The sequence below is a fragment of the Dellaglioa sp. CoH-55-MRSF-6 genome (assembly GCF_056782215.1).
The window spans coordinates 244,287-265,553 of record NZ_JBXAYJ010000003.1 but is presented as its reverse complement, the minus strand read 5'-3'; the positions used below and the strand labels follow the sequence as shown (position 1 = coordinate 265,553).

General features: G+C 35.3%; 19 protein-coding genes. 3 read left to right on the top strand and 16 right to left on the bottom strand.

All coding sequences use genetic code 11. From position 1 onward, the window contains the following. Positions 1-4 precede the first annotated feature (4 nt). Both pta and AC1RPK_RS04990 read right to left on the bottom strand, forming a co-directional pair. A complete protein-coding gene (gene pta / locus AC1RPK_RS04995; RefSeq protein ID WP_481761434.1) occupies positions 5-994 on the bottom strand; it encodes a phosphate acetyltransferase in 990 nt (329 codons plus the stop codon). Between the two features lie 15 nt (positions 995-1,009). Then, positions 1,010-1,690, bottom strand: a complete 681-nt coding sequence (locus tag AC1RPK_RS04990) for a uracil-DNA glycosylase (protein ID WP_481761435.1) — start codon at positions 1,688-1,690, stop codon at positions 1,010-1,012. A gap of 126 nt (positions 1,691-1,816) precedes the next feature. On the opposite strand from AC1RPK_RS04990, the gene AC1RPK_RS04985 reads away from it, so the two are divergent. Beyond that, entirely contained in the window at positions 1,817-2,683 is an 867-nt protein-coding gene (locus tag AC1RPK_RS04985) for a Cof-type HAD-IIB family hydrolase (RefSeq protein WP_481761436.1), read from the top strand. 215 nt (positions 2,684-2,898) lie between these two features. On the opposite strand, the gene AC1RPK_RS04980 is transcribed toward AC1RPK_RS04985, so the two are convergent. The 3 genes from AC1RPK_RS04980 to AC1RPK_RS04970 form a co-directional block, all read right to left on the bottom strand. Further along, positions 2,899-3,861, bottom strand: coding sequence for a zinc-binding dehydrogenase (locus AC1RPK_RS04980; RefSeq protein WP_481761437.1), 963 nt, complete (start codon positions 3,859-3,861; stop codon positions 2,899-2,901). Between the two features lie 180 nt (positions 3,862-4,041). Next, complete coding sequence (locus tag AC1RPK_RS04975) at positions 4,042-4,779, bottom strand: amino acid ABC transporter ATP-binding protein (RefSeq protein ID WP_481761438.1); 738 nt, start codon at positions 4,777-4,779, stop codon at positions 4,042-4,044. Further along, entirely contained in the window at positions 4,779-6,215 is a 1,437-nt protein-coding gene (locus tag AC1RPK_RS04970; protein ID WP_481761439.1) for an amino acid ABC transporter substrate-binding protein/permease, read from the bottom strand. Before AC1RPK_RS04970 ends, AC1RPK_RS04975 begins: the two co-directional genes overlap by 1 nt. Before the next feature lie 130 nt (positions 6,216-6,345). Here AC1RPK_RS04970 and AC1RPK_RS04965 point away from each other — a divergent pair, with 130 nt between their 5' ends. Beyond that, the gene (locus AC1RPK_RS04965; RefSeq protein WP_481761624.1) at positions 6,346-6,909 is read left to right on the top strand and encodes a GNAT family N-acetyltransferase; all 564 of its coding nucleotides are present in this window, start codon (positions 6,346-6,348) and stop codon (positions 6,907-6,909) included. Positions 6,910-6,961: 52 nt separating this feature from the next. Here the strand turns inward: AC1RPK_RS04965 and AC1RPK_RS04960 are convergent, their stop codons facing one another. After that, positions 6,962-8,038, bottom strand: a complete 1,077-nt coding sequence (locus tag AC1RPK_RS04960; protein ID WP_481761440.1) for a 3D domain-containing protein — start codon at positions 8,036-8,038, stop codon at positions 6,962-6,964. Between the two features lie 237 nt (positions 8,039-8,275). Here AC1RPK_RS04960 and AC1RPK_RS04955 point away from each other — a divergent pair, with 237 nt between their 5' ends. Next, positions 8,276-9,907 carry an ABC-F family ATP-binding cassette domain-containing protein gene (locus tag AC1RPK_RS04955; protein WP_409022227.1) on the top strand — a complete coding sequence of 544 codons (1,632 nt, stop codon included), beginning with the start codon at positions 8,276-8,278 and terminating at the stop codon, positions 9,905-9,907. A gap of 49 nt (positions 9,908-9,956) precedes the next feature. Here AC1RPK_RS04955 and smpB read toward each other — a convergent pair whose 3' ends face one another. The 10 genes from smpB to AC1RPK_RS04905 form a co-directional block, all read right to left on the bottom strand. Further along, positions 9,957-10,424 carry an SsrA-binding protein SmpB gene (gene smpB / locus AC1RPK_RS04950; protein WP_481761441.1) on the bottom strand — a complete coding sequence of 156 codons (468 nt, stop codon included), beginning with the start codon at positions 10,422-10,424 and terminating at the stop codon, positions 9,957-9,959. A gap of 17 nt (positions 10,425-10,441) precedes the next feature. Further along, positions 10,442-12,793, bottom strand: coding sequence for a ribonuclease R (rnr, locus tag AC1RPK_RS04945; RefSeq protein WP_481761442.1), 2,352 nt, complete (start codon positions 12,791-12,793; stop codon positions 10,442-10,444). Positions 12,794-12,911: 118 nt separating this feature from the next. Further along, entirely contained in the window at positions 12,912-13,157 is a 246-nt protein-coding gene (gene secG, locus AC1RPK_RS04940) for a preprotein translocase subunit SecG (protein ID WP_409022224.1), read from the bottom strand. Positions 13,158-13,244: 87 nt separating this feature from the next. Next, positions 13,245-14,792 carry a ClC family H(+)/Cl(-) exchange transporter gene (locus tag AC1RPK_RS04935; RefSeq protein ID WP_481761443.1) on the bottom strand — a complete coding sequence of 516 codons (1,548 nt, stop codon included), beginning with the start codon at positions 14,790-14,792 and terminating at the stop codon, positions 13,245-13,247. A 134-nt stretch (positions 14,793-14,926) separates the two neighbouring features. Next, a complete protein-coding gene (locus tag AC1RPK_RS04930) occupies positions 14,927-15,247 on the bottom strand; it encodes a bacteriocin immunity family protein (protein WP_481761444.1) in 321 nt (106 codons plus the stop codon). A 161-nt stretch (positions 15,248-15,408) separates the two neighbouring features. Beyond that, positions 15,409-16,737, bottom strand: a complete 1,329-nt coding sequence (gene eno, locus AC1RPK_RS04925) for a phosphopyruvate hydratase (protein ID WP_481761445.1) — start codon at positions 16,735-16,737, stop codon at positions 15,409-15,411. 113 nt (positions 16,738-16,850) lie between these two features. Further along, the gene (gene tpiA / locus AC1RPK_RS04920) at positions 16,851-17,606 is read right to left on the bottom strand and encodes a triose-phosphate isomerase (RefSeq protein WP_481761446.1); all 756 of its coding nucleotides are present in this window, start codon (positions 17,604-17,606) and stop codon (positions 16,851-16,853) included. 54 nt (positions 17,607-17,660) lie between these two features. After that, positions 17,661-18,851: a phosphoglycerate kinase gene (locus AC1RPK_RS04915; RefSeq protein ID WP_409022217.1), complete on the bottom strand. Its 1,191-nt coding sequence runs from the start codon at positions 18,849-18,851 to the stop codon at positions 17,661-17,663. Between the two features lie 105 nt (positions 18,852-18,956). Then, positions 18,957-19,976, bottom strand: a complete 1,020-nt coding sequence (gene gap / locus AC1RPK_RS04910; RefSeq protein ID WP_409022216.1) for a type I glyceraldehyde-3-phosphate dehydrogenase — start codon at positions 19,974-19,976, stop codon at positions 18,957-18,959. Positions 19,977-20,036: 60 nt separating this feature from the next. Beyond that, positions 20,037-21,065, bottom strand: a complete 1,029-nt coding sequence (locus tag AC1RPK_RS04905; RefSeq protein ID WP_481761447.1) for a sugar-binding transcriptional regulator — start codon at positions 21,063-21,065, stop codon at positions 20,037-20,039. Positions 21,066-21,267: the final 202 nt, after the last annotated feature.

The following is a 21,267-nucleotide window of genomic DNA, read 5'->3' as shown; positions in this document are numbered from 1 at the left end:
CATTTCATTCTAAACTTTGCGCAGCTGTAATAATACCAACCTTGTAAATTTCTTCTACGTTAGCACCACGAGATAAATCTGAAACCGGTTGGTTTAATCCTTGTAGGATAGGTCCGATAGCTTCAAATCCACCTAAACGTTGTGCAATTTTGTAGCCAATATTTCCAGATTGTAATTCAGGGAAAATGAAAACATTTGCTTGTCCTGCAACCTTTGATCCAGGTGCTTTTTGTTCACCAACACTCGGTACAAAAGCAGCATCAAATTGTAATTCGCCGTCAATCGCTTCATTTGGTGCTAGTTTTTGTGCAATTTCAGTTGCTTCTGCTACCTTTGATACCTCTGGTGCTTTAGCTGAACCTTTAGTTGAAAAACTAAGCATTGCTACTTTGGGATCAATATCAAAGAGACGAGCCGTCTGAATGCTTGCAATTGCCATTTCTGCTAATTCTTGAGCAGTTGGATTAATACTGATCGCAGCATCAGAAAATAAATACTTTTCTGTATCATTATTTCTGGTCATAATAAAGGCACCACTTGTCCGACTCACGCCTGGTTTCGTTTTAATAATTTGTAATGCAGGTCGAACGGTATCTCCAGTAGCGTGAACAGCTCCAGAAACCATCCCTTCAGCTAATCCCATGTAAACGAGCATTGTACCGAAATAATTAACATCGCGTAACATTTCTTCAGCTTGTTCAGGTGTATTTTTACCCTTACGTCGTTCAACAAAGGCCGTTTTCATCTCATTAAAATCTGTTTCAGAATATTGTTTAGGATCAAGTAATTCTACACCGATACCATCAAGAGTTAAATCGAGCTTTGTGGCTAACTCTTTCATTTTTGCAACATCCCCCAATAAAATAGGTTCTGCCAAATTATCTTCTGCTAATTTAACGGCTGCTCTTAGAATACGTTCTTCTTCCCCTTCAGGAAAAACTATTTTAATTTTTTTACTTTCAATTTTGCTTTTCAAACTTTCAAATAATGACATATCATTTCCTCCTAATTAAGTGTTACTGGGTAATTGCCAGTTAATCGGTGGCAATCCCTGACTTATTAAATTTTGATTTATTTGTGAAAATGGTTTCGATCCAAAAAAACCGCGGTAAGCAGATAACGGACTTGGATGAGGTGATGTTATCACAATATTGTGATCTGTATCAATTAATTTAATCTTATCTTGGGCTGTCTTCCCCCATAAAACAAAAATAATTGTCTGTGAAGATTCGGATAATCGTTCAATCACACCATCTGTTAATAATTCCCATCCATGATTACGATGAGAATTAGCGGCGCCATCTCTTACAGTTAAGACTGAATTTAACATCAAAACACCTTGCTCCGCCCAACTCTTCAAATAGCCATGATTAGCTGGTGGAATTCCTAAATCTGTTTCCAATTCTTTATACATATTCCGTAAAGAAGGTGGAATTTTTTCTCCTGGTAAAACAGAAAAACTCAACCCATGAGCTTGATGCTTTTCATGATAAGGATCCTGTCCCAATAAACAAACTCTAACGTCAGAAAATGGGGTCAGTTCAAAGCTTTCAAAAATGCGATTTTTTTCCGGATAAATCGTCTCATTTTGATATTCATTATCAATAAACGTTTCTAAATCAGCATATTTAGATTTTGCAAGCTCTTCGGTCAAAATGGGTTGCCAATCATTATCGACATTAATATTCATTGTCTAACACCTCACAGATTAAGTTTACCATATTAGTGAATACAAAAATAAATGATTTGATTAAAATATCGAGCGGTTTCATGTTAAAATGAAACCAGTAAATAAGATTAGAGGAGTGTTGAATTTATGATAAAAATTATTGCATCAGATATGGATGGTACTTTACTAAATGATCAAATGGTGATTTCAGAAAAAAACGCCGATGCGATTAAACAAGCACAAGCATTAGGAGTCCACTTTATCGTTTCTACTGGCCGTGGCTATACTGAAGTTAAACCTTTAATTACAGCAGCCGGGTTCAATAGTCCAATGATTACATTTAACGGCGCAGAAGTTTTAGATGGAAATGGTAAAACACTTAGTACAACACCTATTTCAAAAAAAGTCGTTCAAACTTTAGTTCAAACATTCAAAAAAGAAAATTTTTACTTTGAAATGACAACCTCAAACGGTGTTTATTCTGATAATCGTGCAAACCGTATTCAAAATGTAGCGCGTCTAATCTCTGATACAAATCCAGATACACCATTTAAAATGGCTGTTTCATTAGCTGCAGCTCGTCTTGAATTAATGAATATCAATTACGTTGATGATTACCAAACAGTCATCGATGATTCAAAAATTGATATTTTTAAATTAATTGTTTTCAGTATGGATGGTCAAGAAGAATTACTCCCTTTAAAAGCAAAAATTGAAGAAGAAGACTCACTTGTTGTTACCTCTTCTGCACCTACTAACCTTGAAATTAACAACGTAAATGCCCAAAAAGGGATTGCACTCCAAGCTTTCGCTAAAGAACTTAATATCCCAATGTCAGATGTCATGGCAATTGGAGATAACTTAAATGATGTTTCTATGTTAAAAGTTGCAGGCGTCAGTTACGCCATGGAAAATGGCCACGACGAGGTAAAACGTATTGCCAATCATTCAGCAAAAACAAATTCTGAAGATGGTGTTGGCTTAGCTATTCTTGAACAGTTAGCTGAAAAATAAATCGATTGAGACTAAAAAGTGTAATTAATTAGAAAAAATAAGTCTATAAAAACTGTTGTTGATAGTAGTTTAAAAACTATTACCAATAACAGTTTTTTTACAACGAAAAAAACAAAAGCCATAAGACTTTTGTTACGTAATCAATCAGCCCTGTTACTCTCCAACTATCAATTATGAAACCCATAATACGTCGCTAACCAATTTGGTACTTATCTTTATTCAGTTGTTAGTAACACGATTACTTTCCCAAAACTATCCTGATTTTGTAAGTAAGCATGCGCTAAAGGAACTTCACTTAGTTTGAAGTTTTTTTCTGGTTTCACATCAACATCATATTTTGAAATGTAGTCCAACAGATCATTCAATTTATCCTGACTGACATTGTCAGAGTAAAAACTAGTGAGGTAACTATTTTTCTCGATATCTATAATCGGATCAAATTCTTCTAAAAACCATTTACCTCCTAATTGTCCCGTACTACATAAAATGCCTCCTTCGTTTAAATGTTGAAAACTATCTTTTATAGTGGCAGGGCCAATTAATTCTAAAATTTTGTCATACTTCTTTTCAGTCTCTAATACACCAGTCTTATCTATTATTACATCATTAAAACCAGCGGACAATAATTGCTCATTTTTTGCTTGGCTCCGACTAGTACCATCAATTACAATATCAGGATATCTGGCCTTCAACAATTTAAGAAATGAAATACCTACTCCACTTGTGGCGCCTCTAACTAAAATTTTATCTTTTTTTGTAATTTTTAAGTTTTTCATTGAACCAAATGCTGTATAGTACGTTTCAGGAATAGTCGCAAGTTCTTTCCAAGATATATTTGTTGTTATTGGATATATTTGGTTATTTGGTAATGCTACATATTCAGCATAGCTGCCATCAAATGCGCGTCCCATTTCTCCCATAATGGAAATAACTTTTTTCCCTATAGGTAATCTTTCAGGATCGCTCGTTTCTTCAACAACACCCACACATTCAATGCCTAAAACCCTAGGAAACAAAACAGTTGGCGATTTTCCCTCTCTCGTAAAAATCTCCGATCTATTGATACCAAACCCTTTTATTTTAATTAAGGACCAGTTAGCTTTTATTTTAGGTAAATTTACCTCTTGGTAAATAAGCTTATCTGTTCCTCCTGCTTCATTAACAACAATTGCTTTCATAATTTTACTTTTCTCCTTTGCTAAAAAGCTTTTTTCAATTCAAATCATCGTAAACATCCTAATTTTTAGTAACTATACATAAAAAATCCTAACCACCACGCGAAGTGATTAGGACCTTTTACAATGCTTGCCCCACCAAAAATTAATGAAAGGCCGAAAGATTTAATTAGTTTGCACTTTTTATGCATTTAAAACTTTGTTTAAGAAATCTTTTGTTCTATCATTTTGCGGATTACTAAATATTTCATCTGGTGTACTACTTTCTAAAATGTAACCATCAGCCATAAAGACCACACGATCAGCCACTTCTTTAGCAAAACCCATTTCATGTGTGACAACAACCATTGTCATACCATCCCTCGCAAGTTGTTTCATAACATCTAAAACATCCCCAACCATTTCTGGATCAAGTGCAGACGTTGGTTCATCAAATAACATAATATCTGGTTTCATTGCAAGTGCGCGTGCGATTGCGACACGTTGTTTTTGACCACCAGATAACGAAGCAGGTGCAGCATCTGCTTTATCACTCAAACCAACTTGGGATAAAAGACGTTTTGCTTCCTTAGTTGCTTCTTCTTTTGTTTCTTTTTTTAATTCAACAGGCGCTAAAATAATATTTTCAAGAACGGTTAAATGTGGAAACAAATTAAAATGTTGAAATACCATGCCAATATTTTGACGAACAACATTTAAATCAGTTTTTGGATCACTTATATCATGCCCCTCAATAATAATTGAACCGGAAGTTAAATCTTCTAATTTATTTAAACAACGTAAAAAGGTACTTTTCCCAGAACCGGAAGGTCCAATCATGCAGACAACTTCTTTTTCTGCAACTGAAATATCTAACCCCTTCAAAACTTCATTTGAACCATAGTTTTTTTTCAAATTTTTAACTTGAATTTTAGCTGCCATTATTTAATCTTCCTTTCGACTAAATTAGATAACCACGTTAATAACGTTATGATAACGAGATAAATCACCGCGATAATCAACCACATCTTGAATCCTTCAAGGTTTCTTGCGATTATAATCTTACCTGTTTGCGTTAATTCTAAAATACCGATAACAGATAAAATTGACGTATCTTTCAACGTAATAATAAATTGATTAATAAATGATGGAATCATAATCTTAATTCCTTGTGGCATAATGACTTTCATCATTGCTTTTCCATAAGGTAATCCTAGACTACGAGCAGCTTCCATTTGGCCATTATCAACAGCCTTAATCCCACCTTTAACAAAGGCCGCTGTATACGCACCTTCATTTAACGTTAAGGTTATAATACCTGCCACAAATGCTGGAATCTTGCTCCCGGTTAAATTAGGAATACCAATGTAGATAAAGAAGGCCAATACAATTAGCGGTAGGCCACGGAAAATGTAAATTAATGTACTTGAAAGCCCATTAAGCCATTTATTTGGCGCAACACCCATCATACCTAAAATAATCCCTAAAACTGTTGCACAAACAATAGCCACAATTGTTAATAACATTGTTTGTTTAAATCCTTCTAATAATGAGCCACTATTTGTTTTCAATAAACCTAAAATTGTTCGAGAATTTTTAGAGTTAGCATTTTTTGCGTTCGTTCCAGTGTACTTATCAACAATCTTTTTATATTCACCGTTAGCTTTAAGTTTCTTTAGCCCGGCATTAAATTTTGTTATTAATTCTTTATTTTGCCCTTTTTTAACGGCGAATCCATATTCACCTTTTTCATATGTTTTACCAACTACTTTCATTTCAATACCATTCTTAACACCATATGCTAAAACTGGTTTATCATCAAAAGTCGCATCGGAATTTCCTGTCACAACATCGTCATACATGTTACTTGAATCATCAAAAGTTGTTGTTGTAATATTATATTGTTTTTTAATTGAGTTTACGAATTCTCCGGCAGCTGTACCAACTTTAATCGCTACCTTTTTCCCTCTTAAATCATCCAAAGATTTAATTGAACTGTTTTTACCAACAGCCATAGCTACCCCAGCTTCATAATAACTATCTGAGAAATCAAATTTAACACGACGTTCTGGAGTTATCATCATACCAGCCATAACCCCATCAATTTGGTTAGCATCTAATGCTTGAACCGCTGCATTAAACCCTAAGGCTTTAATATCAACTTTAAATCCTTCCTCTTTAGCAATGGCTCGCATTATATCCATATCAATACCAACATATGATTTACCATCTTCTGCTTGATATTCAAATGGTGCATAAGTTACATCAGTCCCGATTGTATACGTCTTTTCTGCTGCATTTACTTGATTACTATGTAAAAATAATAAAAATACACATGCGACCATGATTGACATGATCATTGACTGCCATTTTTTCATAATATCCTCCCCAAAACATTTTGATGTAACATAATATAACATATCTACACTTAGCAAGCAATTTAGTTGTTTTGACAATTATTTAAGTACCCTATACACTAGAGATATTCAGGAAAGGATGGTTTATATGATTATTAGAAGAGCAACAAAAAAAGATGCACACGAGGTCGTTCCTTTAGTGAATATTATTTTAGAAGATATGGAAATTCCTATTCTTCAAGAAATTCCATTACCCGACCTATTCAAAGTGCTAGAGCTTGCATTTGAAACAGAAGACTACCGTTACAGCTACGGTCGTGTTCAAATTGCCGATATTGATGGTAAGGTTGCTGGGATAGCATTTGGTTATCCGGATGAAGATGAAGACCATCTTGATCTTGCTATGAATCAATTTTTCCCACAAATTGGTTTACCTGAAACAACTGAACTCTTTCCAGACTCAGAAGTTTATCCAAATGAATGGTACCTTGATACCCTTGCTGTTTCACCAGATTTCCAAGGACAAGGCATCGGCACAAAACTTCTAGAGTCTCTTCCCGAGATTGCCCGTGCAGCTGGAAAAACAAAGATTGGCTTAAACGTCGACTTTGCAAATCCTAAAGCAGAAAAGTTATACACAAAAATGGGCTTTAAAACTGTTGGTAACATGATTATTAGTGGTCATGACTATCATCATATGCAAAAAGATATTTAAATAAATAAAAAGGTCTGCTAAAAATAAATTTAGCAGACCTTTTTTCATATCTTTATTCTAAAACTTTTACAGTAACTGTCTTTTTACCCCATGTGTAACATCTTGCATTTGAGATAAAATGCACATCAATTCGGTTTCCTTTAATTGCTGAACCTGTATCGCCAGCAATCGCAACACCATAACCAGATACCCAGACAACAGTTCCTAGCGGAATAACTGAAGGATCCACAGCAATTTGTTGTGGATTAGTTAACAAACTTAACCCATATGATCCATGAGTTCCCATCCCTGGTGCATTTGTTGAATAAGCCGTTGCGACCATTTGTAACGTTTTCTTAGTTGATTTGCCAGAAGTATCGTTGCTTGCTTTTTGGTCAGTACTTCCTTTTTTATCTGATGAATCATCACTTTCAGCCTTTTTAGCTGCTTCTTTTTTAGCAGCTGCTGCTGCCTTAGCATCAGCTTTAGCCTTTGCTTCTCTTGCTTTTTTTGATAACTCAGCATCTTTAGCCTTTGTTACTTTGGCTAAATCTTTCTTTGCGTCACCTAAAGTATCTTTTAACGCTGCTAATTGTTTATTCATTTCTTTTGTTTCTTGTTTTGTTTCAGATTGTTTTAATTTCAATGATTTTTGTTCAGATTCCAAATGCGCTTTAGCATCTTCCATGGTTTTGATATTAGACGCAACATCTTTCATCGTTTTGTTATCAGCAGATTGTAAAACAGAAACTGCGTAAACACGGCTAATAAAATCACCAGCATTCTTTGCTTCAAGAATAGCCGTTACCATTTTACTACTTGAATCATTAACTTGTAGACTTCTTAATCTATCTTTAGCATTTTCAATACGTGTATCTAATTGTTTTTGTTCATTACCAATTGATTTATCTTGTGAACCAATTTTCTTTTCTTTATCAGAAATTTCTTGATTTAATTTATCAATTTTTGCATACTCATCATTAATACTCGTTAATGACTTTGAAATTTTTGAATTAGCAGTTGTTACTTTCTCTTGTGCAGCTGATTCTTGTTTTTTTAAATCACTGATAGATGTTGCACTAACAGAAACCGAACCACCTAATAAGCAAAGTATAACTGCCGTAAAACCAATAATATTTCTAATTTTCAAAATAATACTCCTTTTTGTAAATAACTTTATTACCCATTTCTAGAGTATATCGAACCGACAAGTCAGACATGTGTCAGGCATATTACAAAACATCACTCATATTACAACTCTATGACTAACGTACCCTCATTTTCAGAAATAATCATTTTATTTGAGTTCATTTTCAAAACCGTTTCATTTTGAGCCTGAAATATGCTATGATATGTAGATTATACAAACGAATAGTGAGGGTATTAAATGATAACTGTAAGTAATGTAAGTTTAAGTTTTTCAGACCGTAAGTTATACGATGACGTTAATTTAAAATTCACGCCTGGTAATTGTTACGGACTAATCGGTGCTAATGGCGCTGGTAAATCAACATTTTTAAAGATTTTATCTGGTGAAATAACACCAAGTACAGGTAAAATTTCATTAGATCCAAATGAACGTATGACAATGCTACAACAAAATCATTATGGCTTCGAAGAATATACTGTTCTTGAAACAGTCATTATGGGTTACAAAGAACTCTATGCTGTTATGGAAGCAAAAGATGCTATTTATGCAAAAGCTGATTTTTCTGATGAAGATGGTATCAAAGTTGCTGAACTAGAATCTGACTTTGCTGAAATGAATGGTTGGGAAGCTGAATCAGAAGCTTCAACTCTTTTACAAGGCTTAGGCTTCGCTGAAGATATGCAAAATAAAAAGATGAGCGAACTAACAGAAAGTCAAAAAGTTAAGATTTTGCTTGCACAAGCACTTTTTGGTAATCCTGATGTTCTCTTACTTGATGAACCTACTAATGGGTTAGACATCAAATCAATTAACTGGTTAGAAGATTTCTTAATTAACTTCTCAAATACCGTTATTGTTGTTTCTCATGATAGACATTTCTTAAATAATGTCTGCACCCACATGTGTGATGTTGATTTTGGTAAAATCAAATTATTCGTTGGTAATTACGACTTCTGGATGGAATCAAGTGCCTTAGCTTCAAAACTTGCAAATGATTCTAACGATAAAAAAGAAGCTAAAATCAAAGAATTACAAGATTTCGTTGCACGATTCAGTGCTAACGCTTCTAAATCTAAACAAGCAACTTCTCGTAAGAAAATGCTTGAAAAAATCACACTTGATGATATTCAACCTTCATCACGTCGCTACCCATTCATTAACTTTGAAATCGACCGTGAAATTGGTAATGATTTATTATCAGTTAGTGGCGTTTCAAAAACAATTGATGGCGTAAAAGTTTTAGATAATATCTCATTTAGTTTAGGCAAAGATGATAAAACAGCCTTTACAAGTGAAACTGATATTGCTGTTACAACATTAATTAGAATTCTTTCTGGTGAATTAGAACCAGATACAGGTACAGTTCAATGGGGTGTAACAACATCACAAGCTTACCTTGCTAAAGATAATAACGACCAATTCGCTGATGAACATTTAACAATTATCGATTGGTTACGTCAATTTGCTTCTAAAGCAGAAAGTGATAACACTTTCTTGCGTGGATTCTTAGGTCGTATGTTATTTTCTGGTGAAGAAGTCGATAAAGAAGTTGGCGTCTTATCCGGTGGAGAAAAAGTTCGTTGTATGTTATCAAAAATGATGTTAACAAGAAACAACGTTCTTTTACTTGATGATCCTACTAACCATTTAGATTTGGAATCAATTACTTCATTGAATGAAGGTCTTTCAAATTATAAGAGTGCTCTATTATTCGGCTCTCATGATCGTGAGTTCATTCAAACAATCGCTAACCGTATCATCGAAGTAACACCAAACGGTCTTGTTGATCGAGCAGATACTACTTATGATGAATTCTTAGAAAATAAAGATGTTCAAGATCAAATTGCTGGTCTTTACAAACAAGCTTAATAACTAAAAAGGAAGCAACCAATTTCAAAATTGGTTGCTTCCTTTTTTATTAGTAATTTTTAAGTACGCGTTGAATTTGGCGTTCCTGATCTCGACGTTTAATTGTTTCACGTTTATCGTAATCATTCTTCCCTTTTGCAACACCGATTAGTACTTTTGCAAAGCCGTTTTTAATGTACACTTTCAAAGGGACAATTGTAACACCCTTATTTTTAGTTGCTTCATCAAATTGAGCTATTTGTTTTCTATGCAATAATAATTTACGATTTCGAAGTGGATCATGATTGAATTGATTTCCTTGATCATACGTTGAAATATGAACATTCATCAGCCAAGCTTCACCATTTCTAATTTGCGCAAATCCATCTTTTAGATTAATACGACTATTTCGAACGGATTTAATCTCAGTACCTGTTAAAACGACACCAGCCTCAACCGTATCTTCAATGTTATAACTGTGTCTTGCTTTTTTATTCTGGGCTAAGGGTTTATCAAAAGATGACTTTTCTTTTCGCAATCTTAATCCCCCCGATATTATTTTTGACGTGTATTATTTTTTCTTGGTGCTGTGTTTTTATTAGCTGATTTGTAGAATGGTTTCTTTCCATTACTATTTCCAGCAGCTGGTTTACCATTACGGTTATAAGGTTTCTTGTCTCCTGGACGACCATTACCTGGACGTTTGAAGTTTCCACCTTTACCTCGTAAATCAGAAGTTGGTGTGTTTTGTGGATTAACAATTTCAAAATCAATCGCACTTTGCTCAATATCAACTTTAGCAACTTTTACTTCGATTGGTTGACCAATTCTGAAAGTTCTCTTGGTTCTCTTACCTACTAATGCCATATGCATATCTAAATATTCATAATAGTCATCCTTCATATTACTAATATGAACAAGACCTTCAACAGTATTTGGTAATGAAACGAAGACACCAAACTTCATAACTGAGCTAACAACACCTTCAAAGGTTTCACCAACATGATCAGCCATGTATTCAGCTTTTTTCATTGCGTCAGTATCACGTTCGGCATCAATTGCGCGACGTTCCATTTGTGATGTATGTGTTGTAAGTTCAGGTAATTGTTCAGCATATTTTTCTTTTTGAGTGTCCCCAATACCATTTTCTTCGTAGAAACGAATTAAACGATGAACCATCAAATCAGGGTAACGTCTAATTGGTGACGTAAAATGCGTATAATCAGTAGCAGCTAAACCAAAGTGACCTAATGATTCATCAGTATATTTAGCTTGTTGCATACTTCTAAGTAACATAACAGAAACCATTGATTCTTCAGGTTTACCAGCTACTTCTTTTAAAACACCTTGTAACATTTTAGGTGTTACATTCTTACTATCACCTTTAACAACGATACCAAAACTGGTTAAAGTTTCGAAGAAACGCATTACTTTTTCATTCTTAGGTGTTTCATGCACACGGTAAACAAAAGGTACTTTTAATTTATCGTAATGAGCTGCAACAGTTTCATTTGCAGCTAACATAAATGATTCAACTAAACGTTCACTTGTTCCACGAGTTCTAATTTGAATATCAATTGGGTGACCCGCTTCATCAACGATAATCTTAGATTCATTATCATCAAAACTAATTGCACCACGTTTTTTACGCATTTTTTCAAGAATTTTGTGTAATTCGCCCATTGTTTCAAACATTGGGACCAATTCTTCATATTTAGCTTTCGTCTTTGCATCATCTGATTCAAGAATCTTGTTAATGGCTTTGTAAGTCATACGTTCTGTCGTTTTAATCACACTTTGGAAGATTTTGTGGTTAACAACATAACCTTCTGGTGTAATTTCCATTTCACAACTCATAGCAAGGCGTTCAACTTTTGGATTCAATGAACAAATACCATTTGATAATTTGTGAGGCAACATTGGAATAACACGGTCAGTTAAATAAACACTCGTTCCACGTTCGTATGCTTCACGATCAAGTGGTGTGCCTGGTTGGACATAATGCGAAACATCAGCAATATGCACACCTAAATGGTAGTTCCCGTTATCAAGTTTCCAGGCAGTAACAGCATCATCTAAATCCTTAGAATCAATACTATCAATTGTTACCAATGTTTGGTCCGTTAAATCAACACGGCCAATTTTTTCTTCTGGTAGCACAACTTCTGGAGTTGCTTCAGCTTGAGCCATAACATCTTCAGGAAATTCACTAGGAATATCATGTTGATAAACAACTTGTAAAATATCCATACCTGGATCGTCTTTGTTACCCACAACTTCTTTAACCAATGTTTCAATAACTAATGGTTTTTCACTTGTTGGGTAAGCAGTAATATCAGCTGTAATAACTTCTCCGGCAACTGGATGTAAACCAACCCCTGTTACCAATAAGTTATAACGTTGTAATTTCTTGTTTTTAACAACTAAATGGCCAATTATTCCTGAATTTTCAAGGTCAGATGGTTCAACTTCAAATTCACCAACAATTGATGTTACATTATGTTCAACAATTTTATTAACTTTACCTTCAGGACCACGGTCATCCCCAGGTTTAGCAGCACTTGTAATCTCAATCTCAACACTATCACCATTTAAGGCAGACATTGTTTGTGTTGGATTAACGAAAACATCAGGTTGTTCTGGATCAATCGTAACGAATCCAAATCCACGATCATTTGCATGAAAAATACCCACTAATTGTGGTGTTTGAAGTGCAATTTGAAATTTGCCTTCTGATGTAATTTTCACTTCACGTTTACGTTCCATTTCAGCAAGTGTTTTAACAAGTTCTTTGAACGCATCCTGGCCTTCTAATTTAAGGGCAGCTGTTAATTCTTCAACACTGAAAGATTCATTTTCTTTAATTTTTAGTTCTTTTAATATAAGTTCTTGCATCTTTTTATCCATGTATACCTCGTTTTCATATTCGTATTTGCGTTACATTTATTTATTATTAATTTTATTTTATTTCTAAATAAAAGCCTCCTGCTGCAACAATTGTTTGCACAGGAGGCTTTCTTTATTATTATTTTGAGGCCAAATAGACAAGTCCTAGAGCTAGACAGAAAAATAAAACGCCCAAGACAAAGGTTACTTTTTGCATAAATGCTTCGAATCCACGTGGTTTTTGTTTGCTAAATAAATCGTCAGCACCACCACCGCCACCAGATAAAGCACCTGAAGCGTTATTTGTTTTTGCAGGTTGCATCATAACAGCGATAATCATTAAGACTGAAACGATGATAATTAAAATTGTTAGTATGTTAGTCAAATCATTTACCTCCTTAACCCAATTACGTAATCTATATCTATACTAATTTAGCACAGTTTGCATTAATTTTCCACCGTTATTATTTTATTAAAGTGATTCAAATCCGGATAATGTATCCATTTCTGTCTTAAGTTTAGGTCGATTTTGGTGCTCAGTCAAAAGAACTAATGTATCTCCTGCTTTTAAAACCGTCACACCATGTGGAATTAATTGCTTTTCACCACGTCTAACCGTGATTAATAAGCTATTTTCAGGCCAAACTACTTCTGAAACTTTTTTATTTTCTAAATTTGATCCAGCAAAAATAGGCGTCTCAAGTCGGTCCTTTTTACCGCCCAAATCAATTTCATTTTGACCAATTAATTTTTTAAGTAAAGAATCGTAGATAGGTGCGCCGCCTAAAATATCAATAACTAAAAATGAAACTAATGAAATAATGGCTAGTGGCATTAAGTGATGTAAACTACCCACCATTTCCGTAACTAATAAAATAGCTGTAAAAGGTGCTTTACCAATTCCAGCAAAGTACCCGGCCATTCCAAAAATAATAAAATCAGTTATATATTTAGCTGGTAACAACCCTAACATTATCATAACAGTTGCATACCCAGCGCCAATAATAGCGCCTAATGTTAGAATAGGCAGAAAAATACCACCTGGTAATCCAGAACCATAGGATATCATTGAAAAGATAAATCTTAAAAGAAAGAGTCCCAATAAAACGGTCAATGATTTACTTTGAACTAGACTTAAAATAATCTCATTACCGCCACCTAAAGTTTGTGGTAAGTATAATCCAATCGGAATAACTAAAATAAAAGGGACAATTGAGCGATAAAAAATCGGAATTTTATGTAGAATATTATATAAATCAGTCGATTTAAGTAATACGTTTTGATACAGATAGCCTAGGAGGCCCAAAATAAGCCCTAAAGCAATCAAATGCCAGTATTGTAACAATGATAAGGTCTGAATATCCATCATTTGTAGCGCCGGTTTTAGACCGAAAAAATGCAATGAAATATAATTGGCTGAAATTGAACTAGCTAATGCTGTTGTCCAAATCAACGGTGAAAAATTATGATACACTTCCTCTAATATAAAAAGCGTACTCGCAATTGGTGCATTAAAAGCTGCGGATAGACCTGCAGCGCCACCACCTGCAATCAGAATGCGGCGTTCCGATTCAGTATGTTTAGTCATCTCTGCGAATCCTTGTCCGACTGCTGCACCTAGTTGAATAGATGGGCCTTCACGGCCGAGGAATAGCCCTGATCCAATGCCTAAAACACCACCGATAAATTTTCGCCATAAAACTGACCACCAACGCATTTCAAGATTACCAGCAAGCTGGCCCTCTACTTGCGGAATACCGGATCCCATAATATTTGGCTCTTGCTTCATTAGTGTTCCAATACCTAGTACCATAGCTAGACTCAAAAGAATCATTGGAAACAGTAACCACATATTCTGATTAATTGCCTGGTAAAAATAGATAAAGACTTTAAGCACATAAATAATAGCTAACCTAAATAGACTTACAACGATACCTGTAACGAGCCCAATTAATAGCCCTCTTAAAATAAATATGAGATTAGTTAAATTCAATCGCTCTTTGATACCTTGTTTTGTCATAAAACCATACACACCTCTTCATTCTATTAGTATATGCTAAAATCCAATTATTTGCTGAACTCATTAGTAACAAAAAAAGAATTATTCAACTATTGAATAACTCTTCTTAAAAACTAGCATAATCTAATGATCACTTAAGGATGATAAATCATACTCATAGCTATAAGTCCCCAGCCTAAATTTTTTTTAAATAAACCGGTTGTCGAAATTTCCATATAAAATCGACCAACGTCAGCACTTAACTTTATTTTATTTTTTAAATTACTTACAGCCAATAAGCGCAACGACTCCGCTAAATCAGCGACTGCCTTCTCGAAGTACTGCCCACGCTCAACTTTATTTTTAAAATCAACTAATAAGAGACGTTCCTCATTTGTCGTTTCTTCGTTTAAAATAAGATCATAAACTTTTGATGTTAGATCATCTTGTATTGTAATACGCTCTGATTTTTTCATACACGCTCACATTCCTAACTATAATTTCCAACATCTAAATTATACAACAATAAGTTTTACCTTTCAATATAGTGCGTCCTATTATAATACAAAAAAGGTCCCACCTAAAATCAAATTAGGTAGGACCTTCTTTCAATCAGAAACGCTTAATTCATAAAGAATTATTTGTTAACGATTGTATCGCGAGCATCTGAACTCAAGTTGTAGAATGAGTGGATACCTTTGTATTCTGATGTTTCTTCTAAGTTATCTTCAATTCTCATTAATTGGTTGTACTTAGCGATACGATCAACACGGCTCAATGAACCAGTCTTGATTTGGCCAGCATTAGTTGCAACAACTAAGTCAGCGATAGTTGTATCTTCAGTTTCACCTGAACGATGAGAAACGATAGCTGTATAACCAGCTTCTTTAGCCATTTCGATAGCTTCCATTGTTTCTGTAAGTGTACCGATTTGGTTAACTTTGATAAGGATTGAGTTTGAAACGCCCATTTCGATACCTTTTTTAAGGTAGTCAGTGTTTGTAACAAATAAATCATCCCCAACTAATTGAACTTTGTTGCCCAATTTAGCTGTCATCATCTTCCAGCCTTCCCAATCGTTTTCATCCAAGCCATCTTCAATTGAGATAACTGGGTATTTGTCAACGATTGCTTCAAGGAATTCAACCATTTCTTCAGAAGTATAATCTTGGCCATTTTCGCCTTCATATTGTAATCTATATTTGCCAGTTTCAGCATTGTAGAATTCTGATGAAGCAGCATCAAATGCGATAGCAATATCTTTACCAGGTTTGTAACCGGCACGTTCGATTGCTTCGATTAAGATTTCAAATGGTTCTTCATTGTTCTTAAGATCAGGAGCGAAACCACCTTCATCACCAACAGCAGTAGAGTAGCCTTTTTCAGCTAAAATCTTTTGTAAGTTATGGAATGTTTCTGAACCCATACGTACAGCTTCTTTGATAGAAGGTGCGCCAACAGGCATGATCATGAATTCTTGGAAATCAACACTGTTGTTAGCATGTGATCCACCATTGATAACGTTCATCATAGGAGTTGGAAGGACATGTGCGTTAAATCCGCCTAAGTAACTGTATAAAGGAACTTCTAATTCATCAGCAGCAGCACGAGCAGCAGCAATTGAAACACCTAAAATAGCGTTAGCGCCCAATTTACCTTTGTTTGGTGTACCATCTAATGCGATCATAGCTTTATCAATACCAACTTGATCAGTAACATCATATCCAACAATTTCTTTAACGATAATGTTGTTTACGTTGTCAACAGCTTTAGTAACGCCTAAGCCCATGTAACGAGATTTGTCGCCATCACGTAATTCAACGGCTTCATGTTCACCAGTTGAAGCACCTGAAGGAACAATTCCGCGGCCCATTGCGCCGTCTTCTGTGTAAACTTCAACTTCAACAGTTGGGTTACCGCGTGAATCTAGAACTTCGCGTGCATAAATATCTGTAATCATTGACATAAATTTGTACTCTCCTTTAAAAACGTTTTTTGGCGGGGATACAATAACACCCTTACCATTATTTTAATAGTTTATTGATTCATTTTCAATCTTTTTAACAGCTAAAATACGAATTATGCTTTGAAGTTAACAAGGTCTAAGTATGAAGCAGTTTCCATACTTGCGCCACCAACTAAACCACCATCAATATCGTCTTTACCCATTAATTCTACGACGTTACCAGGTTTAACTGAACCACCGTATTGGATACGAACTTTATCAGCAACTGTTTGGTCATACAAATCAGCAACTGTTTTACGAATTACTGCACAGATTTCTTGTGCTTGGTCAGAAGTAGCTGTTTCACCAGTACCGATAGCCCAGATTGGTTCGTATGCAATAACTGCAAGATTAACTTGTTCAACAGATAAGCCTCTTAATGCAGCAGAAACTTGTCCAGCAACCCATGATTCTGCTTCGCCGGCTTGACGTTGTTCTAACGTTTCACCACAGCAGATAATAGGAACCATACCATTATTGAAAACAGCATGTGCTTTTTTGTTAATATCGTCATCATTTTCGCCGAAGTATTCGCGACGTTCTGAATGACCAATAACAACATAGTCAACACCCATTTCAGAAAGAACTTTTGGTGAAGTTTCACCAGTAAAAGCACCTTCATCTTCAAAGTATGCATTTTCAGCAGCAACTTTTAAGTCAGTACCTTTAGCAGCATCAAGTAATGTTTGTAAATCTACTGCAGGAGCAGCAATAACAGATTCAACATCGTCAAACTTTGGTAATTTACCTTTAAGACCTGCTACGAATTCAGCAGTTTCTTTAGGGCCTTTGTTCATTTTCCAGTTACCAGCAATAATTGGTTTACGCAAAATAATAACTTCCTTTCGTTAATAGACGGTTTCTTACGACAATTTAATTAAAAATTATTTTGTTGTAATAGCAGCAATACCTGGTAAAGTTTTACCTTCAAGGTATTCAAGTGAAGCGCCACCACCAGTAGAAATATGAGTTAATTGATCAGCAACACCTAATTGTTGAACAGCAGCAGTTGAATCACCACCACCAACGATTGTTGTAGCTTCTGATAAAGTACCCAAGAATTTACCGATTTCAAGTGTTCCGTTAGCATAGTTGCTCATTTCGAATACACCCATTGGTCCGTTCCATACAACTGTTTTAGCATCTTTTAAAACATCTTTAAATTCTGCAACAGATTTAGGTCCGATATCCAATGCCATGTAACCGTCAGGAATGTCACCATCAACAGTTTTGTGTTCAACATCGTTATCAAATTTTTCAGCAACGATTGAATCAACTGGTAATACTAATTTGTCGCCAGCTTCTTCAATGATTTGTTTAGCTAAATCAATTTTGTCTGTTTCAACTAATGATGAACCAATCTTCATACCTTTAGCAGCGTAGAAAGTATAAGTCATACCACCACCAACGATAACTTTGTCAGCTTTTTTAAGTAAATGAGAAATAACACCAATCTTATCTGAAACTTTTGCGCCACCTAAGATAGCAACAAATGGACGTTTTGGTTCGTCAACAGCTTCACCTAAGAATTTGATTTCTTTTTCCATTAAGAATCCAGCAGCAGCTTGTTCCATGTTGCTTGAGATTCCAACGTTAGAAGCATGTGCACGATGAGCTGTACCGAAAGCATCATTGACAAACAAGTCGCCAAGTGAAGCCCAGTATTTACCTAATTCAGGATCGTTTTTGCTTTCTTTTTTACCATCTAAATCTTCAAAACGTGTGTTTTCCATTACTAAAACATCGCCGTCTTTCATTGCTGCAATTGCGTCTTCTAATTGAGGACCACGTGTAGCAGGAACAAAAGTAACAGGTTTGTTTAATAAGTTAGATAAACGTTCTGCAACTGGACGTAATGATAATTCTTTTTTGTCTTCTTCAGTCTTAATACGACCAAGATGAGAAAGAAGAATGGCTTTACCACCATTTTCAGTTACATATTTGATAGTTGGTAATGCAGCAACGATACGGTTATCATTACCAATCACACCGTTTTTAATAGGAACATTAAAATCGACACGAATTAAAACTTTTTTGTCATTTACATCTAAATCTGAAACGATTAATTTAGCCATTATAATAGCCTCCTGTGTAATTTTGATTAAATAAAAAGGCAGAGGGAGTATTGCGTCCCTCCGCCTAAGCATAGTTATATGCGGTTTTAAAAAAGTTTAACTAGATTATGCTTCTAAGCTAGCAAATTTTTCTAATGTACGAATCATTTGTGCTGTAAAGCCAGATTCGTTATCGTACCAAGCAACAGTTTTAACCAATTGGTTAGCGCCAGTACCAGTTACTTCAGTTTGTGTTGGGTCAAAGATTGAACCAAAACTTGTACCAATGATATCTGATGAAACGATTTCGTCAGCATTGTAACCAAATGATTCGTTGTTTTCAGTTCTTGCTTTAATAGCAGCATTTACTTCATCAACTGTAAGATCTTTTGATTTCAAGATTGTAACCAATTCTGTCAATGAACCAGTAATAACTGGGACACGTTGTGCATGGCCATTCAATTTACCAACAAGATCAGGGATTACCATACCGATAGCTTTAGCAGCACCAGTAGAATGAGGAATTGTGTTACCTGCAGCAGCGCGTGCAGCACGTAAGTTTCCACCACGGTCAGGACCATCTTGTAATTTTTGTGTAGCTGTGTAAGCATGAACTGTTGTCATTGTACCAACTTCGATACCGAAAGCATCGTTAACAGCGCCAGCAAGTGGTGCTAAACAGTTAGTAGTACATGAACCAGCAGAAGCAATCTTAGTATCTGAAGTTAAAATGTCATCATTTACACCGTAAACGATTGTAGGCATTTTACCAGCAGGAGCTGAGATTAATACACGTTTTGCGCCAGCTTTAATATGAGCTGAAGCTTTTTCTTCTGATGCGTAAAAACCAGTTGATTCTAATACGATATCAACATTATTGTTTTTAACCCAAGGAATATTTGATGCATCTGCTTCTGCATATACAGGAATTTCCTTACCATTAACAACAATACCATTATCTGTTGCGCTAACTTCTGCGTCGAAGTTACCATGGGCTGTATCATATTTTAATAAATGAGCCAACATTGATGGAGAAGTTAAATCGTTGATTGCTACAACTTCGATGTTATCTGAAACTTCAGCAATACGACGGAAAGCTAAACGACCAATACGGCCAAAACCGTTAATACCAACTTTTACTGACATACTTAAATTTCCTCCTTTAGGAAATGAAGATTTATTTATTTTAAAAAGCGTGTTTGCACACTACTTTTTTAAAATCGAGTTTGCGGCACCCTCATCCGTGATTAACCACGTCTGTTTAGGTGCAAGTTTCATGTATGCCACAATTGCTTCGGCCTTAGAATGGCCACCTGCAACTGCGAAAATACATTTTATGTGCGTGAGATCCTCTATTTGTAAACCGATACGAGGAATCCTATAAACGACCTTGCCTTGAGCATCAAAGAAATATCCGAATGCCTCACCTACAGCTTTGTCCTCTTTCAACATGTCTATTATACCACTAGACATGTCACGACGCTTAGCCATATGCATTGCTTCTCCAATACTGTGAATTACAGCATTGCTTTCCTTGATTAAGTTCAAAACTTCTTGAATGCTCGGTTCTTCAAGAAGAGGCTCGTACGTTTTCTCACTTAGTTGTTCAGGTACATACAAGGCTCTATGTTTGCCGCCTGTGTGTAATGCCATCTTACCACTAATCGAGTTGGCTTGTATATCTACTGATTCACCAACACCACCTCTGGCTGGTAAAAAAGTTAAATCGCGCTTAATTGAAAGACGTGTTGTCAACTGATCAGCTACTTGAGCCATCGTTGTGCCACCCATTACCGCAATTAAATTTTTACCTTCTGGCAATAAGAGTGCTAACTTAGCAGCTAGACTCTTACCCATTGACTCTAAAACTTTAGGTTGTTCATCGGAATCGCCTGATACAATCAAACAATGTTCAATGCCTAAAATTCGACTCAACTCTTGTTCATCCTGTCGAACACCAACTAAATTATCCATCACTTTTTCAAGGCCATGTAGTACTGATATACCTCTATCCGTTAGCGTCATTCCTGACTTACCAACGACGATAAGTTCTTGCTTACGCAGAAAATCTGTTTCGGTTCTCATAACGCGTTCGCTTAGATTTAAAGTTGCTGCCAACATTCTGCGACCAACAGGCATCATCCATTCAATCTGTCTTAAAACAAAATATCTTTGTTTTAAAACTTTAATCATGTCTGGTGCAATTGCTTCGATCCACTCTAATTCATGATGCATACTGCACCTGCTCTCTTATGGGGCATTATTTGTCCCACAGTGTCGCATTATGACCCATTAATTCTAAAAAAACAAAGCACGATAACATTCTGCATTAATCAAAGTGTCTTCATACCTTTATTACAAGACAAATTATATCAGGTTGTTTCATACTTTGCAAGCACTTCAAACGACTATCTGCCATGTCAGCAATTGACGTTTG

Excerpts from the sequence above, each read along its gene's own strand:
- pta (WP_481761434.1), bottom strand. The coding sequence starts at position 994 with ATGTCATTATTTGAAAGTTTGAAAAGCAAAATTGAAAGTAAAAAAATT.
- AC1RPK_RS04990 (WP_481761435.1), bottom strand. The coding sequence starts at position 1,690 with ATGAATATTAATGTCGATAATGATTGGCAACCCATTTTGACCGAAGAG.
- AC1RPK_RS04985 (WP_481761436.1), top strand. The coding sequence starts at position 1,817 with ATGATAAAAATTATTGCATCAGATATGGATGGTACTTTACTAAATGAT.
- AC1RPK_RS04980 (WP_481761437.1), bottom strand. The coding sequence starts at position 3,861 with ATGAAAGCAATTGTTGTTAATGAAGCAGGAGGAACAGATAAGCTTATT.
- AC1RPK_RS04975 (WP_481761438.1), bottom strand. The coding sequence starts at position 4,779 with ATGGCAGCTAAAATTCAAGTTAAAAATTTGAAAAAAAACTATGGTTCA.
- AC1RPK_RS04970 (WP_481761439.1), bottom strand. The coding sequence starts at position 6,215 with ATGAAAAAATGGCAGTCAATGATCATGTCAATCATGGTCGCATGTGTA.
- AC1RPK_RS04955 (WP_409022227.1), top strand. The coding sequence starts at position 8,276 with ATGATAACTGTAAGTAATGTAAGTTTAAGTTTTTCAGACCGTAAGTTA.
- rnr (WP_481761442.1), bottom strand. The coding sequence starts at position 12,793 with ATGGATAAAAAGATGCAAGAACTTATATTAAAAGAACTAAAAATTAAA.
- AC1RPK_RS04935 (WP_481761443.1), bottom strand. The coding sequence starts at position 14,792 with ATGACAAAACAAGGTATCAAAGAGCGATTGAATTTAACTAATCTCATA.
- AC1RPK_RS04930 (WP_481761444.1), bottom strand. The coding sequence starts at position 15,247 with ATGAAAAAATCAGAGCGTATTACAATACAAGATGATCTAACATCAAAA.
- eno (WP_481761445.1), bottom strand. The coding sequence starts at position 16,737 with ATGTCAATGATTACAGATATTTATGCACGCGAAGTTCTAGATTCACGC.
- AC1RPK_RS04915 (WP_409022217.1), bottom strand. The coding sequence starts at position 18,851 with ATGGCTAAATTAATCGTTTCAGATTTAGATGTAAATGACAAAAAAGTT.
- gap (WP_409022216.1), bottom strand. The coding sequence starts at position 19,976 with ATGTCAGTAAAAGTTGGTATTAACGGTTTTGGCCGTATTGGTCGTTTA.
- AC1RPK_RS04905 (WP_481761447.1), bottom strand. The coding sequence starts at position 21,065 with ATGCATCATGAATTAGAGTGGATCGAAGCAATTGCACCAGACATGATT.